Genomic DNA, 14,872 nt, shown 5'->3' on the forward strand with positions numbered 1-14,872 from the left:
GCCGCGCGCGTGGAACGGCGACTGGAAGGCATCCGAGTCTTGGTGACGCGCCCGCGTGAGCGGGCCGAAGAGCTGTGCTTCCTCCTCGAGGACGAGGGCGCGGAGGTGCTCAGCCTCCCGCTGCTGGAGCTGCGTCCTCCGGAGGACCCGCGCCCGCTGGCGTCGGCCGCGGAGCACATCCAGCGCTACCGCTGGGTGGTGTTCGCGAGCCCGTCCGCGGTGGACGCGCTGCTGGACGCGCTCCGGGAGGCGGGCACGGCCGACAGGCTCTCCCGCGTGAAGCTGGCGGCGGTGGGGCCTCGCACCGCGCGCGCGGTGAAGGGCTATGGGCTGGACGTGGCCGCGGAGCCCGAGGAGGGCACGGGGCAGGCGCTGTTCGAGATGCTCAAGGACGGCCTGCAGTCCGGGGACGAGGTGCTGCTGCCCGCGGCGGAGGACGGTCGGCGCGAACTGGAGGACGCGCTGCGGGAGGCCGGGGTGCTCGTCACGCGGGTGACGGCCTATCGCTCGCTGCCGGCGGAGCTGCCGCTGGAGGCGCTGGAGCTGCTGGGGGCCTCGCCGCCCGACGTGGCGGTGTTCGCCTCGCCGCGCACGGCGGAGGCCTTCCTGGAGGCCGCGGGGCGCGAGCGGTTGGGCGCCGCGCGGGTGGTGGCCATCGGTCCGACGACGGCCTCGGCGCTGGAGCAACTGGGGCTGCCGGCCTCGGCCATCGCCGAGCGACCCACGCCCGAGTCGCTGGTGGACGCCACGGTGCGCGCCGTCCGGGGGAACTGAGTTCCGGGCGGAAAGCAGCGTGGGTGCCACGAGGCGAATCGTTCGCGAGTAGACTGGCCCTCCCATCGCCCTGCCGGCCGCATGCCGGGAGTCAGGCGACGTGGGAGGGGTCTCATCGATGAATCGGGGTTCGCAGCGGAGCGCCGTCGTACTTGGGCTGTTGTTGGCCGCCACGGCGGCGGCGCAGCAGGTGCTGGAATACAGGGACCTGGGGTACCGGGTGCTCAGCACGCCGTCGGACCCCTTCGTCTTCTACGTGGACGGACGTGCGGCCCAGCCCGCCGGCAACGACCTGGCCCTGGTGACGGCGGCCAGTCGCGCGGCCTTCGAGACCTGGCAGGGGACGACCTGCGCGTGGCCCACGTTCTCCTTCCCGGCGGACGGCGGCGTGGCGACGACGGGCTCGCCCATGGCGAACGTCGATGACCCGGGGGACCGCTTCAACGTCGTTCCCATCTGGGTGACGAGCGCGACCGATATTCACTTTCAGGACACGCTCAACGGAGGCGACAGGCCCGCGGCCGCGAGGGCGCTGACTTTCGGCGGCTACGTGTACCAGTGTGATGTCTATCTCAACGCGGTGAACTACGCCTGGTCCACGCTGACGCCCACGCCCGCGGGGCGCATGGACATCCAGAGTGTGCTGACCCACGAGATCGGCCACTGCCTGGGGCTCGGTGACAGCTTCGAGGCCATTGGCGCGGTGATGTTCTTCGACCTGCCCACGGGCGTGACGCGGCGGCAGCTGGCGGACTACGACAGGACGGCGCTGTGCCGCTTCTATCCGAAGACGGGGGCGGTCGGCTCCCCGTGCGAGAGCGGCACGTGCACCACGGGCCTGACGTGTGTCACCGCGCCGTCCACGGTGTCGGGCAAGGACCTGAAGGTCTGCGCGAAGGGCTGCTTCGGCAACACCTCCGGCGAGTGCCCCGCGCCCTATGTCTGCCGCGACTCCTCGTTGGTGAATGGCTATACGAAGGCCTGTCTTCCGGCGCTGCCCGACGGCGTCACGCCCGTGGGCCGCGAGTGCACGCCGGGCCCGCGCAGCTGTGGCAACACGAACGGCGTCTGCATCGCGCCGGTGGACCCGCCCTCGGGCAACGGGGAGTTCGACCGGTGGGACCTGGGCTACTGCACGGAGACGTGCAGCGGCGCGGGCTCGTGCCCCGCGGGCGCCGAGTGCTCGGACGTCCCCGGTCAGGGCTCCATCTGTCTGAAGACCTGTATGCCCGGCGGGAGCGACTGTCGGCCCGGCTACACCTGCGAGACGCGCCCCGAGGGGAACCTCTGTGTCCCTGGTTGCTATGGTGATGCGGATTGCGACAGCAACTCCGTCTGCAGGACGTGCGACCGCGTCTGCGTGCCTCGGCAGACGGCGGGCAGGCAGGTGGGGGATGCGTGCACGGCGGATGCGCAGTGCGGCACCAACCAGTACTGCCTCTTCGCGGAAGGGGGGACGGAGGGCGTCTGCGCGCAGCCGTGCTCGGTGGCGGCGTGCGCGTGCCCGGGTGGGACGTCGTGCCAGGTGGTGAACAAGGACGGTGAGCGGGCGTGTGTCCGGGCCTGCTCGGCGACGTCGTGTGACGCGACGTTGAGGTGCGGCACGGTGGAGCAGGGCAGCTCCGCCTGTCTGCCCGTCTGCCGGACGGAGAAGGACTGCGCGCCCTCCATGCTCTGCTCGGCCGCGGGCACCTGTTACGATCCGCTGGCCAAGCCGGACGCGGGCTCGTGCACGCTGTGCAACGACGCGGGCACGCCGCCTCCGCCGCCCGTGGACGCGGGGCCGCCGAAGGGCCCGGGTGGTCCGGACGGCTGTGGCTGCCAGGGCGCGCCCGTGTCGGCGGCGGCCTTCCTGGGTGGATTGGTCCTGTTGCTGCTGGTGGCTGGAAGGAGAAGGACGTGGCACAAGCCGTGAGCGGCCCGAATGCGTCTGCCGTGAGGAGCCGGGTGGACTTCACCACGCTCTTCGTCCTGGAGGCGCTCGTCGGCCAGGGGCTGTTGACGCCCCAGCAGGCCCAGGAGGTGCTCGCGAAGGAGCCCGCCGCGCGAGCGCGTGTGCTCAAGGCGCAGACCGCGGCGAGCGGCAAGGACGCCGCGCGCTACGACGTGTCCCCGGTGGAGGTGGTGGCCGCGTTCCAGGTGCCGTTGGCCAATGGCCGCGGCGTGCTGGACGAGGACCGCGTCACCGAGGCCGCCGCGCGCGCCTCCGGGTTGACGTACCGGAAGATCGACCCGCTGAAGCTGGACATGGGGCTGGCCACGCGCACGGTGTCGCGGCCCTATGCGCAGAAGCACGTGCTGCTGCCGCTGGAGCGCACGCCGCAGGGGCGCCTGGTGGTCGCGGTGGCGAACCCGTTCGACCGGGAGCTGTTCGAGAGCTTCCACCGGCTGACGGGGCTGCCGGTGGAGCCGGTGCTCAGCTCGAAGGCGGACATCCTCAAGTCCATCTCCGACATCTACGGCTTCAAGAAGACGCTCGCGCGGGCGGCGGATGACTTCAGCGCGGCGTCGGGTGGGGCGCAGGTCTCCAACTTCGAGCAGCTCGTCTCCTTGAGCGGGACGCAGGAGCTGGAGGCGTCGGACCGGCCCGTGGTGCAGGCGGTGGACTACCTGCTGCGCTACGCGTTCGACAACCGCGCCTCGGACATCCACATCGAGCCCAAGCGCGCCACGAGCGTGGTGCGGCTGCGCATCGATGGCGTGTTGCATCCGGTGTATTCGTTGCCGGCGCAGGTGCATCCGCCGATTGTGTCGCGCGTGAAGATGCTCTCGCGCATCGACATCTCGGAGAAGCGCAAGCCACAGGACGGGCGCATCAAGACGGAGCGGGATGGGCGCGAGGTGGAGCTGCGTGTCAGCACGTTGCCCACGGCCTTCGGCGAGAAGGTGGTCATCCGCATCTTCGACCCGGAGACGTTGGTGCAGGACATCGCCCAGCTCGGCTTCGAGCCGGACGAGAAGGCCAACTTCGAGTCGTGGATCGACCAGCCGCACGGGCTCATCCTGGTGACGGGCCCGACAGGCAGTGGCAAGACGACGACGCTGTACTCGGCGCTCAAGGCGCTGGCGGGGCCGGACGTCAACGTCACCACGATTGAAGACCCCATCGAGATGGTATGGGACGCGTTCAACCAGGTGCAGGTGCAGCCCAAGGTGGGGCTGGATTTCGCCGGGGCGTTGCGGCACATCCTGCGCCAGGACCCGGACGTCATCATGGTGGGCGAGATTCGCGACGCGGAGACGGCGGAGAACGCCATCCAGTCCGCGCTCACTGGACACCTGGTGCTGTCCACGCTGCACACCAACGACGCACTTGGCGCGGTGGCGCGGATGAGGGACCTGGGCGTGCCGTCCTTCCTGCTGGCGCAGAGTCTGCTCGGGGTGATGGCCCAGCGCCTGCTGCGGCGGGTGTGCAGTCATTGCGCGGAGGAGACGTCGTTGACGCCCGACGAGCTCCTGGCGCTCCAGGCGCCGCTGCCGCTCTTGCCCGGGGGCGTGCGATTGCTCAAGGGCGCGGGCTGTGTGCGCTGCCGTGGCACGGGCTATATCGGCCGCACGGGTGTCTTTGAAATCGTCACCACGGGCAGGGAGCTGCGGGAGCACATCTCCCGCGAGGCCCCGTATGAGAAGCTGGTGGAGGTGGCTCGGCTGGGGGGGATGCGGACGCTGCGCGAGGCCGCCGTGCGCAAGTTGGCGCAGGGGCTCACCGCGTTCGACGAAGTGGTGCGGATGACGTCCGCGTGAGGATGGGCGCACGGTGTTTCACCGTGCGCCTGGGCCTTGGGACGAACGGGCCTCAGTCGAGGGTGGCCCTGCCGGGGATCATCTCACTGGCGGGGAGCTCTTCGCCGAGGAACCAGCGGAGGCTGGTGGCGGGCGTGGAGACTTCGGCGCAGCGGTGTCACTCGACCGAGGGAGCTCCAAGGACGAAGGATGTCGCGGGAATCTCGGCGCCGGTTTGCCAGTAGGTGGCGGCGGGATGTCTGTTCAGCTCGAAGCAGTCCGTGGAGCCATCCTGGGAGACGAGCCGTTTGAAGATCGCGCCATCAAGTGGGCTCCCACGCTCATGGACCCGGATGCCCTCCGTCGACACGTCGCGGATCGTGGCAAGCGAGGCCTGGAGACATTCACCTTGAAAGGACTCGAACAGGGGCTGGGGGCATGCTTCGTCGGCGTGGAGACCCGTGAAGCTGAGCTCGAGTGAAGTCGGGAGGCAGCGCGAGCGTCCCTCCACGTCCTTCGCGAAAAGGCATTCCATTCGTGTCTGGGTGTCGAACAGGGTCGTGGGTATCACCGCCGAATGGGCCAGGTTCAATCCTCGGACCGTGAGTCGTCCATGCGTCTTCACGTCGGGGTGAGGGGAAGACACCGGGACACGTCATCGCTCGCGAGGCCAGCGCGACAGGGGAGGTCGTGCTCGGTGGCTCGGAGGTGGTCGAAGTGAGAGGAGCCGTCTTCCCCCTCGATGAAAACAGTTGATGCAGTAGTAGGCTCCATCGGGGGCGGCCTTCTTCCAATGACAGACGGCGCCATACAGCTGGTCGAAGACGTTACCGGGCCAGCGCAGACCGTCTCGAGTGGTCGTGACCTCGAAGCGGGCAGGGCGGAAGTGTCAGCGATTTGTAACCGGGATGGCCGGACTCGGCCGAAGCGGGGCGGTGAGCTGATGGGTGGTGGTACGCAAGAGTTGTATGTCTTGAGTGATGACAGGCGTGCGGAGGCTGTTCGTGCCTTTCTCGAACGGTTCCTGCCGGGCCGCGCAATCCAGAGGGACGAGTTCTGGATTCCAGAGTTCGCCAACCCTCCGCGGGAGGTCCTGCGAACCGAGGACGGGATTCTGGAGCACCTGGAAGCACACGCTGACGAGCCGTATGGGCTGTATTGGGACCATGGGGATGGGCTGGCTCCACGTCAGGCACTGGTTTTCTATACGCGAGACGGCAACGTCATCCTTGGGCTCGCGGATCTGCCAGAGCGGGCTCCGGAGTTGTTGCGGGAGCTTGCGCGCTTTGCCGGCTCCAGCCATGCGCTCATGGGCTGGGAACAGCGACCACCTGACACGGCCCGTGAGTTCATCGAATGGTGTCGGCGGCAGGGATGAGTGTTTGCGCAAGCAGTGGCTGTCCGCCAGGGACCGACGGCGAGGTCGGTCCCACCGAGATAGCTGATGCCAAGGAGTGATTCGTGAAAAGAGACACCGAGACCCTCGAGGCGTGCATCCCGGCGCTCCCCGAGGAGCGCCGACGTTGGTTCTATCTCGCGTATGCCCATCAAGTGACCATCGCGGCGCGTGAGCACTTCCTCGACGCCAGGGTCGAGCGAGCGCGCCGGTGCAACGAACCCCTTCACCGGCTGACAGGCCACCTTGCCAGGCTTCATTCGGGCGAGGTCGACACGGCGACCGAGACATCCTTCGTCAAGATGGTGGTCGGCGGAGCGGATTCGGAAGGCTGTCTGTCCCTGCTCGAGTCCATGCTCCAGAGGGTCTCGTCCAAGGAGTCCCCAGGGACACGACCCTCATGAAGCCCACGAACGACAACGGCCCGGCTCCCCAAGAGGGAACCGGGCCGCGTGTCTCACTTCACGTGAGTCCTAGAAGCGCGCCTGCAGCAGCGTGTTGAAGCCCAGCGCGTGCGGCTTCTCGAACGTCGGCTGCGCGACGCCCGTGATGTCGTCGCGGAACGTGGTCCGGTTGGTGTCGTACGTGTAGTAGACCTCGCCGACCGCCGCGACGGAGTCGGACAAATCCCACCGGAATGTCGCCTTCGCCGAGTAGATGGGCTCCGCCTCGCACGAGCCAGAGCCACCGCACGTCTCCGGCAGGATGCTCAGCATGTTCACGTCACGCACCACCACCGTGCGCGTCCCCGCCAGGCTCGGGGGCGTGTCGTTGCCACCCAGCAGCGGGGTGGGGCTGCGGAACGACGCCGGCCGCTGCACGCCCACGATGAAGCCCGGCGTGAAGTGCAGCTCGGGCAGGTGGTAGTCCGCGCCCAGCGCCAGGAACATCTCCGGGTTCAGCTTCGTACCCTCGGGGAAGTCCTGGAACGGGGGGAAGCCCGGCACGTCGAACTGGATGAATGAGAGGCTGCGGTACAGACCCAGCAGGCTCATGCGCAGGAAGCCCAGCTTCGCGCGCGCCTGCAGCGCCAGCGCCGTGGCGCCCTGCGGCTGCGTCGCACCGAACGTGTCCGGCTTCTCCAGCGTCTGGGACAGGTAGCTGCCCTCGAGCGACACGGAGTAGGACAGGCCTCCCGGGTACTGCTCGGGCGCGAAGAACCGCTCGTAGATCTCCGGGTCGTTCTTGTAGAGCCGGAAGTCCACGCTCGTGCCGACCGGCACACCCACGTGGTAGACGACCTGACCGGACACGCCAGCCGCGTTCACCGGCGCCTCCACGCCCAGCGTGGCGAGACCCGGCACCAGGCCCTTCTGGAAGTAGCCACCGCCCGCCTCGATGCGCAGCGTGTCCAGGATGTCCCAGCCCGCGCCCGCCATCACACCGTAGAGCGTCTCCTCCTCGAGGATGAGCTCGTTCTGCACCAGCGCCGTCTTGCCGCCGACGTACGCGTACCACCGGTCCCGCGTGATCTGCAGCTTCGCGCCGGGCACGCCGTTGGTCGCCGAGCGCGTGGTGAACGCGCCGCTGCCACCCCAGGAGATGCGGTACGCATAGCCCAGACGGAAGCGATCCGCGGACACCGGGAAGCCCACCAGCGAGATGCCTTCCTTTTCACCCCAGCCCGGCGGCTGGTAGTTGAGCCGGATGTAGCTGGAGTTGTCCTGGATGGCCACCTGACCGCTGGGGCGCTCGAGCACCAGCAGCGTCAGGGCCGCCTCCGTCGTCAGTCCCTCGAAGAAGGCAGGCGCCTTCTTGTAGAGCACCACGTTCGAGAGCGACTCGAAGCCGGAGAACCGGGTGTTGAAGTTGTCGTAGAACTGGGTGTTCTGGTTACCCGCGCCAAACCGCGCATTGGGGCTGTTGGGCGTCGTCTCACCCGAACCCGCAAGCACGTTGTCGTCCGCGAAGACGAACGACAGACGCGTGTCCACGAAGTCACTGGCCCAGGCGGGCGCACTCAAGGAGATAAGCCCCGACAGGGCCAGCTTCTGCAGCGTTTTCAATGTCCCTCTCCACGGAGCGCCCGCTTGGAACGCTCCTCCCTGCGCCCCGGTGCAACCGGGGCACGAGCTCGTCAAAAGTCTAAGGAATCACGCAAGGCTTGATGGGCTTCGGGCACTCCAGCCCCGGGCCGGGATAGCAGCAGAGGTCGTCCTGGTTCCGAGGCAGGATGATCCACCGGGGCCGCGCCGCGCTCACGTGGCGCATGTGGCCCACGATGTCGAAGGTGGCCTCGTGCAAGAGCTTGCACTGCCGGGCCAGCTCCGCGTCCGGGTCCTGCTCGCTGCAGTTGACCACCAGGTCGGGGACCGCGTCCTTCGTCACCAGGTTGATGCGAGCCTTCTGGTTCTGGCTCACCGTGCAGCGGGCCGCGCCGTTGGCAGGGTCCGCGACGGAGACCCACACCACCATCTGGTTGTCGCCCATCAGGTGCTCCAGGCGGGTGGCCGCGGGCAGCGCCACGTTGCTCGCGGGGCCCGGGGCGCTCGTGCTGCCGAAGCGCACGTTCGTCGCCTTGTCACACCAGATGTTGAGCGTCACGCCGATGCTGTAGGAGTTTGTCGAGCGCGTCCAGGCCTCGGTGGCGGGAGCCACCGGCGGCGCGGCGTTGATCGTGTGCAGCCGGCCTGGCACGGAGTCGTCCAGCCCTGCCTCGGGGGCGCCCATGGGGACCATCTCCACCACGAACTGGCCGAAGCTGTCGTAGGTGTTCTTCTCCGCGCAGATCTGATTGCGGTACTGGCCCATGCCCAGCGTGCAGTCGACATTGCACTGACGTTCGGGGACGTCCGGATCATTGGGCGTGTCTGCGCCACAGGCGCCGAAGACGCCATTGCGGGCATCGGGGCAGAAGAAGGGCACGGTGCCGTTGCCATTGGCGTCGCAGTTGCGGAACACCGTGGGGAACTTCACCCGGCGCACCTTCACCAGCGAGGACTCCAGGCCCTCCATCTTGTAGTTGCCGTAGCTGTAGCCGCACATCACGTCGGAGATGTAGGGCGAGCCGCTGAGGCCACACAGCCGGCCGTTGATCTCCGTCGGGGGCGCCAGGGCCAGGTACTTGTTCCACTCCGACTGCGGCAGCAGGCGGACCTTCTCGCGGATGCTCCACGAGGGGAAGGTGAGCTGCGTGGTGGCGGTGAACTCCTGCACCGAGCCCGCGATGGACCAGAGCAGGTCACCGGTGTCCAGGCCCTCGGGGTAGGAGTAGTTGTAGATGTAGATGGAGTTGAAGCGGCCCGGGAAGAAGCCAGAAGGCTCCGCCGTCTGGGTGTTGGCGCCGGGGATGCTGCCCTCGCGCACGCGGCAGGCCGTCAGGTCCGTCACGAAGAAGCCGCTGGGGTCCATGCCCGTCACCAGCAGCGTCACCGGCTGGTTGTGGTTCGGATCATCCGGCTCGCAGTTCTGAAGGAGGGGAGCGCCCGCCTCCGGCGCGCGGCCGATGCGCATGAACGTTCCGGCGTACGCGGTGAGCTGGTCGCTGTTCTGCGGCACCTGCACCGTGGAGATGGTCGGCTCCTCGAAGAACACCGAGCGCGACAGGCCCGTGGCCGCGGTGCGCTGGGCGGGCTCCACTGGGAGCTCGCCGTCGACCACTGCGCCATCCGCGTAGTCGACCTCGACCGGATCATCCTCGACCCACACGTGGGCCTCACCGTAGAGCTGGGAGGAGCGCACGGTGCCCGAGCCCACGCCGTTGGTCAGCTGCACCCAGCGGTAACGGTAGGGACCCGTCAGGTTGCCGGGGACGGTGCGGAACGACACCGGGCCGTTGAACGACTCCATGGGCTGGCCCTTCACGTCCAGCGCCTGGATGTCGAGGTCCACGTCCACCGCGCTGCGGGGCATGGCGAGCCGGCAGTCCTTGGTGCCGCGGAGCTCCAGTGGAACCGCCGCCTGGTTGCCTCCGCCGTGCGCGGTCGCGCACTCCGCCACCACTGGCACGGCCGTGCGCGGGTTGGAGTCCGCGACGTAGAAGCCCTTCACCGTCACCTTGAACGAGGAGAGGCCGGTGGGCTGGGGCGTCTCGTCGGTGTAACAGCCGGCGGCGACGAGGGCCACCGCCGACAGGAAAGCGAATCGCTTCATTGCTCCACCCTCCGGCCGATGCGGCCGTCATCCACCGCGTCGGCGATGGGCATCGCCGTCGGGTTGTCACAGAAGTTGCGAAGCTGCTGGGTCACCGTGCCGCACACGGGGTTGCTGCCGCTGATGATCTCCCGGCAGTCACAGCGGCCCGTGAACGGACCGGGCGACACCGCGCAAGCGGCCTGCGCCTCCTCGGGCGTGTCCACGTCGGGGATGTTGCAACCTGCCGGATTGTAGCCGCGGGCGGCCAGGTCTCCACAGGTGCAGGTTCCCACCTGCTTGCCGGAGATACAGGCCGCGCGGGCCTGGTCGGGGTTGGTGACCGTATCGACGCCGCAGCCCGACGGGTCGAAGCCGTTGCGCAGCAGCTCACCGCACGTGCAGCTTCCGACGCGCACGTCCAGCTCGTTCTTGTAGTCCTGCATCTCGCGGCACGCGGCGCGCAGTCGGTCGTTGACCACCCACTGGCCGTTCACGAGGTTGCCACAGCTCTGTGCCCCCGGCTTGTTGCCGCGCGTCGCGTAGCCCGCGTTGATGTCGTCGCAGGTGCAGAAGTCCTGCATGTAGCCGATGAGCGAGTCACGCAGCGAGATGCCCGTCTCCTGGCGCGTGGTGTTGCGCTTGAGCACGTTGAAGCCCGAGCCACCCTTCGCGATGTAGTCGTTCACCGCCACGCGGTAGGTGCCGAACGGGTTGAGCGGCTCGGGGCCGATCGAGATGTCCGTGCCGGGATTCGCGTAGCAGCGGCCCCGGTCGGAGGAGCTGCTCTCGTCCTGGATGCACTGCCAGGGCGCGTGACCCGTGCGGCTCTGGGCGGGGCAGTCGGCGCCCTTCAGCGCCAGGTTGCAGGGGGTGCGCAGGTCGTTGATCTGCACCTGGGCGCAGTCCATGGTGAACTTCGCGCCGGAGATCTGCGCCTGGCTGACGCAGCCGCGCTCGGCGGAGCGCTCGGCGACGAAGTTGAACATCTCCTGCATTTCCTTGCCGGAGAGGTACATGATGTTGATGGTGTTCTCGAAGGGGAACACGTTGAACATCGACTCCTGGGTGATGACGCCCGCATAGAGGTTGTCGCGGATGCCCAGCGAGTTGGTGAGCGCCATCTGCGCATCGACGCGGCGACGCTTGCGCATCGAGTCCGCGGCGATGTTGCCCAGGGGCGAGTCGCCACCCGTGGAGTTGTTCCGGCGCGTCACGTCCGTGGGCGCGTAGGAGAAGATGTTCGTGAGCTGCAGCCGCATGTCCATGCCGATGATGTAGGGCTGGAGCAAGTGCGTCGTCTGGCGGTCCTCCTGGGCCTCGCAGGCCTCCATGGCCGCGCGGACCTCGGGGGTCTGGATGAACTGGCCATCCTCCCAGAAGATGTTCGGGTCATACCGGTACTTGCGCATGGCCTCGTCACACCAGAGCCGGTCGAGCGGGAACACGCGGTAGTCCTGGCTGACGACCTCGCCGCCCTCACCAGCGCCGAGCTCCGTCGGCATCTTCACGACCAGCTCCAGCCGGCCCACGTACTTGGCGAACGCGCCGGAGTGCGACAGCACCACCTTGCGGCCGCTGGGGTCCGCGAGCAGCTGCGGCGGGTTGAGCACCACGTGCAGGTGGCCGCCCATCACCACGTCCACGCCGCTGACGCCCGGAATCTGGACGCGCACCACGGACTTGTCGTTGCCCTCGGGGCCGAACCACTCGAGCACCTGCCACGGGTTCTTCTCGCGGCGGATGAAGGAGCGGGCGCGGCCGTACTCGTAATAGGCCTCGTAGCCCTGGATGACGTCCTGGTCCTCGGTGAGGCCCAGGTGGCTGACGATGACGATGAGGTCGGAGACCGGCCGCAGCAGGTCCACGTACGCGCGCACCACCTCGTTCTGCTCCAGCGGTGTCACCTGGAGGCTGTTGCCACCCTCGACGATGGAGTTGAGCGAGGAGATGTTCGCCATGCCGATGATGGCGACGCGCAGGCCCTTCACGTTGCGGATGGTGTACGGCGCGGCCTCCAGCGCCGTCTCGTTGCTGCCGTTCTGCCGCCAGTCATTCCAGTTGTAGTTGGCGGCGAGCAGCGGGAACGTCGCGAACTGCTTGGCCTGGTTGGTGAAGTTCAGCGCGCCCGCGTCGAACTCGTGGTTGCCGATGACCGCGGCGTCCAGCCGGGCCTGCGACAGGAAGCGGAACTCCACTTCACCGTTGTTGAGGTTGAAGATGGGGGCGCCCTGGAAGCAGTCGCCCGAGTCGACGTGCAGCACCCGCTCACCCTTGGCGCGCTCGCGCTTGAGCACCGCGGCCATGCGCGTGGCGCCACCGAATGGACCGGCCTCCGGGATGAGTCCCAGGTCCTGGTCCGTCTTCAGCGGCGCGAAGTCGTAGGGGATGAGGCGTGAGTGGATGTCCGAGGTATGAAGGAGCGTCAGCCGCACCTCCTGCCCCTCGAGGTTGTAGTCCTGGCCTTCCATCACTGGCATGCATGAGGCCGAGACCAGGGCGCAGAAGAGGCCGAGCAGGAGGCGACGCATCAGGAGATTCCGTGTTTCGGTAGGACGTCGGGAGTAAAGCGGGCGCAAGGTACGGTATCGGACACGGGCGGGCAAGCAACGCCGCCATGGCATTCGTACAGTCCCCCTATTCAGGGTCCCCTTCACGGAGAGCAAGCAGACATGCGGCAGCGTCATTCCAGTGTGACTGACATCGAGATCATCGAGGATTTCTCGTCTACGGCGCGCTGCGACGAAGGCTTCCTCCGAGTGAAGCGGCTGCGGTGTCGCAACCGACGCGCGGATGGCTCCTCGTCGTCCGTGTACCGCGTGGACGTGGTGGACCGGCCCCGGTTGGACGCCGTCGCCGTGCTCGTCTATCGACGCGGTGCGGCGGGGCTCGAGGTCCTGACGCGGATGAACCTCCGGCCCGCGGCGTACTTCCGGAAGGATCAACGCGACGCGATGACGGTGCCGGACCCGGGCACGGGCTACCTGCGGGTGGAGGAGATCGTCGCCGGCCTGCTCGAGCCCGAGGACAAGGGCGAGGAGGGCCTCAAGAAGCGCGCGGCGGCGGAGGTCCACGAGGAGGCGGGCTATCCGGTGCGGCCCGAGGACATCCAGCTGTTGGGCGGCTCGTTCTTCCTGGCACCGGGCATCCTGTCGGAGAAGGTCTTCCCCGCGGCGGTGGACGTCACGGACGTGTCGCAGGAGGAGCCGGAGGGAGACGGCTCGCCCCTGGAGGAGGGGACGCAGCTGCACTGGCGCCCGCTGGGGGAGGTGCTGGAGGCGTGCCGGCGCGGGGACATCCCGGACGCGAAGACGGAGGTGGCGCTCACGAGGTTGCTCGCCCGATTGGGATGAGCACGGAGTTTCTCCGGGGGCGGTGGCCGGGGTAGGGTGCGCGGCGTTTTCGCACTCCACTGCCGAGGTCGCTGCATGTCGTCGCTGCCCCCGTGGCTGGCCAACCTGTTGCCCATTCTCATCCTGCTGGGAGCCATCGCGCTCGTGCTCGCGCGGCTGCCCAAGGTGGAGCTGGGCCACACGGACGCCTTCCGCCGACGCCGCTTCTTCAACTGGTTCCCGCTGGGGATGACGTACGCGTTCCTCTACATGGGGCGCTACAACCTCAACGAAGCCACCAGCGCGATGAAGGGCCACACGTCCAACGCGGACTTCGGCACCATCTTCTTCTGGGGCACGCTCGTCTACGGCTGCGCGTTCCTGCTCAACGGACCGCTGACCGACAGGCTCGGGGGCCGCAAGACCATCCTCTTGTCGGCCGCGGGCTCGTCGGTGGCGAACGTGCTGATGGGCGTGGTGGTCTACAAGGTCCTCACCGAGGGCTGGCAGCCGCCGGGCGGCATCGTGGGGACGCTGTCGTTCCTCTACGCCGTCAACATGTACTTCCAGAGCTTCGGCGCGGTCTCCATCGTCAAGGTGAACGCGTCCTGGTTCCACGTGCGCGAGCGAGGGCAGCTGGGCGGCGTCTTCGGCATCCTCATCTCGCTGGGCGTCTACTTCGCCTACGACTGGAGCCGCTTCATCGCCAAGGCGGCGCCCACGTACTGGGTGTTCTTCGTGCCGGCGGCGATCCTCGCGGCCTTCGTGGTGCTGGACTTCTTCGTCATCCGCGACACGCCCAGCCACACGGGCCACCCGGACTTCGACACCGCGGACGCGTCCAGCGGCGAGGCGGCGTCCAGCAGCGTGTGGGAAGTGTTCAAGAAGATGATCAGCAACCGCACCATCATCATCATCCTGATGGTGGAGTTCTGCAGCGGCTTCATGCGCAACGCCATCATGCAGTGGTACCCCAAGTTCGCGAAGGCGACGGGCCTGTCGGAGGCGTTCGTCGCGGCCAACTGGGGCATGCTGCTGTGTGTCGCGGGCATCACCGGCGGCATGTTCGCCGGCGTCATCAGCGACCGCGTGTTCGACTCGCGGCGCGGGCCGGTGTCGGCGGTGCTCTATGCGGGCATGAGCCTGGGCGCGGTGGCCACGCTGTTCCTGCTCAACAGCCCGGCGCTCGGCTGGACGGTCATCTTCATGTCCCTGTGTGTCATCGGCGTGCACGGCATGCTGTCGGGCACGGCGAGCATGGACTTCGGCGGCAAGAAGAACGCGGGCCTCGCGGTGGGCATCATCGACGGCGCCGTGTACGCGGGCACCGCCCTCCAATCCATCCTGCTGGGTCGCATCCTCCCGGCGGGAGAGGTGGCCAAGGACCCCAGCAACTGGGGCAACTGGCCCCTGGCCATGCTGCCCCTGTCCTTCGCGGGCCTGCTGCTGGCCACGCGGGTGTGGAATGCCCGCCCGCAGCCGAAGACGGCGCCCGTCGGGGGGGCCTCGGTGGTCACCCAACCGGTGGCGACTCCCAAGACCGGTACGGGAGGCTGAGGCCGTTGTGGACCGCAGG

At 68.1% G+C, this 14,872-nt stretch carries 10 protein-coding genes; 7 read left to right on the top strand and 3 right to left on the bottom strand.

From position 1 onward, the window contains the following. Window positions 1-39 precede the first annotated feature (39 nt). The 5 genes from FL311_RS02640 (at window position 40) to FL311_RS02660 (ending at window position 5,875) form a co-directional block, all read left to right on the top strand. Window positions 40-774 carry a uroporphyrinogen-III synthase gene (locus tag FL311_RS02640; RefSeq protein ID WP_228556633.1) on the top strand — a complete coding sequence of 245 codons (735 nt, stop codon included), beginning with the start codon at window positions 40-42 and terminating at the stop codon, window positions 772-774. A gap of 118 nt (window positions 775-892) precedes the next feature. After that, window positions 893-2,689: an adhesin gene (locus tag FL311_RS02645; protein WP_141323227.1), complete on the top strand. Its 1,797-nt coding sequence runs from the start codon at window positions 893-895 to the stop codon at window positions 2,687-2,689. Further along, complete coding sequence (locus FL311_RS02650; RefSeq protein ID WP_141323229.1) at window positions 2,674-4,518, top strand: GspE/PulE family protein; 1,845 nt, start codon at window positions 2,674-2,676, stop codon at window positions 4,516-4,518. Before FL311_RS02645 ends, FL311_RS02650 begins: the two co-directional genes overlap by 16 nt. 235 nt (window positions 4,519-4,753) lie before the next feature. After that, window positions 4,754-4,978, top strand: coding sequence for a hypothetical protein (locus FL311_RS02655; RefSeq protein WP_141323231.1), 225 nt, complete (start codon window positions 4,754-4,756; stop codon window positions 4,976-4,978). Window positions 4,979-5,440: 462 nt separating this feature from the next. After that, entirely contained in the window at window positions 5,441-5,875 is a 435-nt protein-coding gene (locus FL311_RS02660; RefSeq protein ID WP_194869016.1) for a hypothetical protein, read from the top strand. A 491-nt stretch (window positions 5,876-6,366) separates the two neighbouring features. On the opposite strand, the gene FL311_RS02665 is transcribed toward FL311_RS02660, so the two are convergent. The 3 genes from FL311_RS02665 to FL311_RS02675 form a co-directional block, all read right to left on the bottom strand. Continuing rightward, complete coding sequence (locus FL311_RS02665; protein ID WP_141323235.1) at window positions 6,367-7,899, bottom strand: hypothetical protein; 1,533 nt, start codon at window positions 7,897-7,899, stop codon at window positions 6,367-6,369. 79 nt (window positions 7,900-7,978) lie between these two features. Further along, window positions 7,979-9,985, bottom strand: coding sequence for a hypothetical protein (locus FL311_RS02670; RefSeq protein WP_141323236.1), 2,007 nt, complete (start codon window positions 9,983-9,985; stop codon window positions 7,979-7,981). Further along, complete coding sequence (locus tag FL311_RS02675) at window positions 9,982-12,495, bottom strand: bifunctional UDP-sugar hydrolase/5'-nucleotidase (RefSeq protein ID WP_141323238.1); 2,514 nt, start codon at window positions 12,493-12,495, stop codon at window positions 9,982-9,984. Before FL311_RS02675 ends, FL311_RS02670 begins: the two co-directional genes overlap by 4 nt. Window positions 12,496-12,636: 141 nt before the next feature. Between FL311_RS02675 and FL311_RS02680 the strand changes: the two genes are divergently transcribed. Together FL311_RS02680 and FL311_RS02685 are read left to right on the top strand one after the other, a co-directional pair. Continuing rightward, the gene (locus FL311_RS02680) at window positions 12,637-13,317 is read left to right on the top strand and encodes an NUDIX hydrolase (protein ID WP_141323239.1); all 681 of its coding nucleotides are present in this window, start codon (window positions 12,637-12,639) and stop codon (window positions 13,315-13,317) included. A 75-nt stretch (window positions 13,318-13,392) separates the two neighbouring features. After that, window positions 13,393-14,853, top strand: a complete 1,461-nt coding sequence (locus FL311_RS02685) for an MFS transporter (RefSeq protein WP_141323240.1) — start codon at window positions 13,393-13,395, stop codon at window positions 14,851-14,853. Window positions 14,854-14,872 lie beyond the last annotated feature (19 nt).

The organism is Myxococcus sp. AB025B, assembly GCF_006518215.1.
GTDB classification, from domain to species: domain Bacteria; phylum Myxococcota; class Myxococcia; order Myxococcales; family Myxococcaceae; genus Myxococcus; species Myxococcus fulvus.

Bases quoted from the DNA above. Each gene is read 5' to 3' on its own strand.
- FL311_RS02670 (WP_141323236.1), bottom strand. From the start codon at position 9,985: ATGAAGCGATTCGCTTTCCTGTCGGCGGTGGCCCTCGTCGCCGCCGGC.
- FL311_RS02680 (WP_141323239.1), top strand. From the start codon at position 12,637: ATGCGGCAGCGTCATTCCAGTGTGACTGACATCGAGATCATCGAGGAT.
- FL311_RS02655 (WP_141323231.1), top strand. From the start codon at position 4,754: ATGTCTGTTCAGCTCGAAGCAGTCCGTGGAGCCATCCTGGGAGACGAG.
- FL311_RS02645 (WP_141323227.1), top strand. From the start codon at position 893: ATGAATCGGGGTTCGCAGCGGAGCGCCGTCGTACTTGGGCTGTTGTTG.
- FL311_RS02675 (WP_141323238.1), bottom strand. From the start codon at position 12,495: ATGCGTCGCCTCCTGCTCGGCCTCTTCTGCGCCCTGGTCTCGGCCTCA.
- FL311_RS02660 (WP_194869016.1), top strand. From the start codon at position 5,441: ATGGGTGGTGGTACGCAAGAGTTGTATGTCTTGAGTGATGACAGGCGT.
- FL311_RS02685 (WP_141323240.1), top strand. From the start codon at position 13,393: ATGTCGTCGCTGCCCCCGTGGCTGGCCAACCTGTTGCCCATTCTCATC.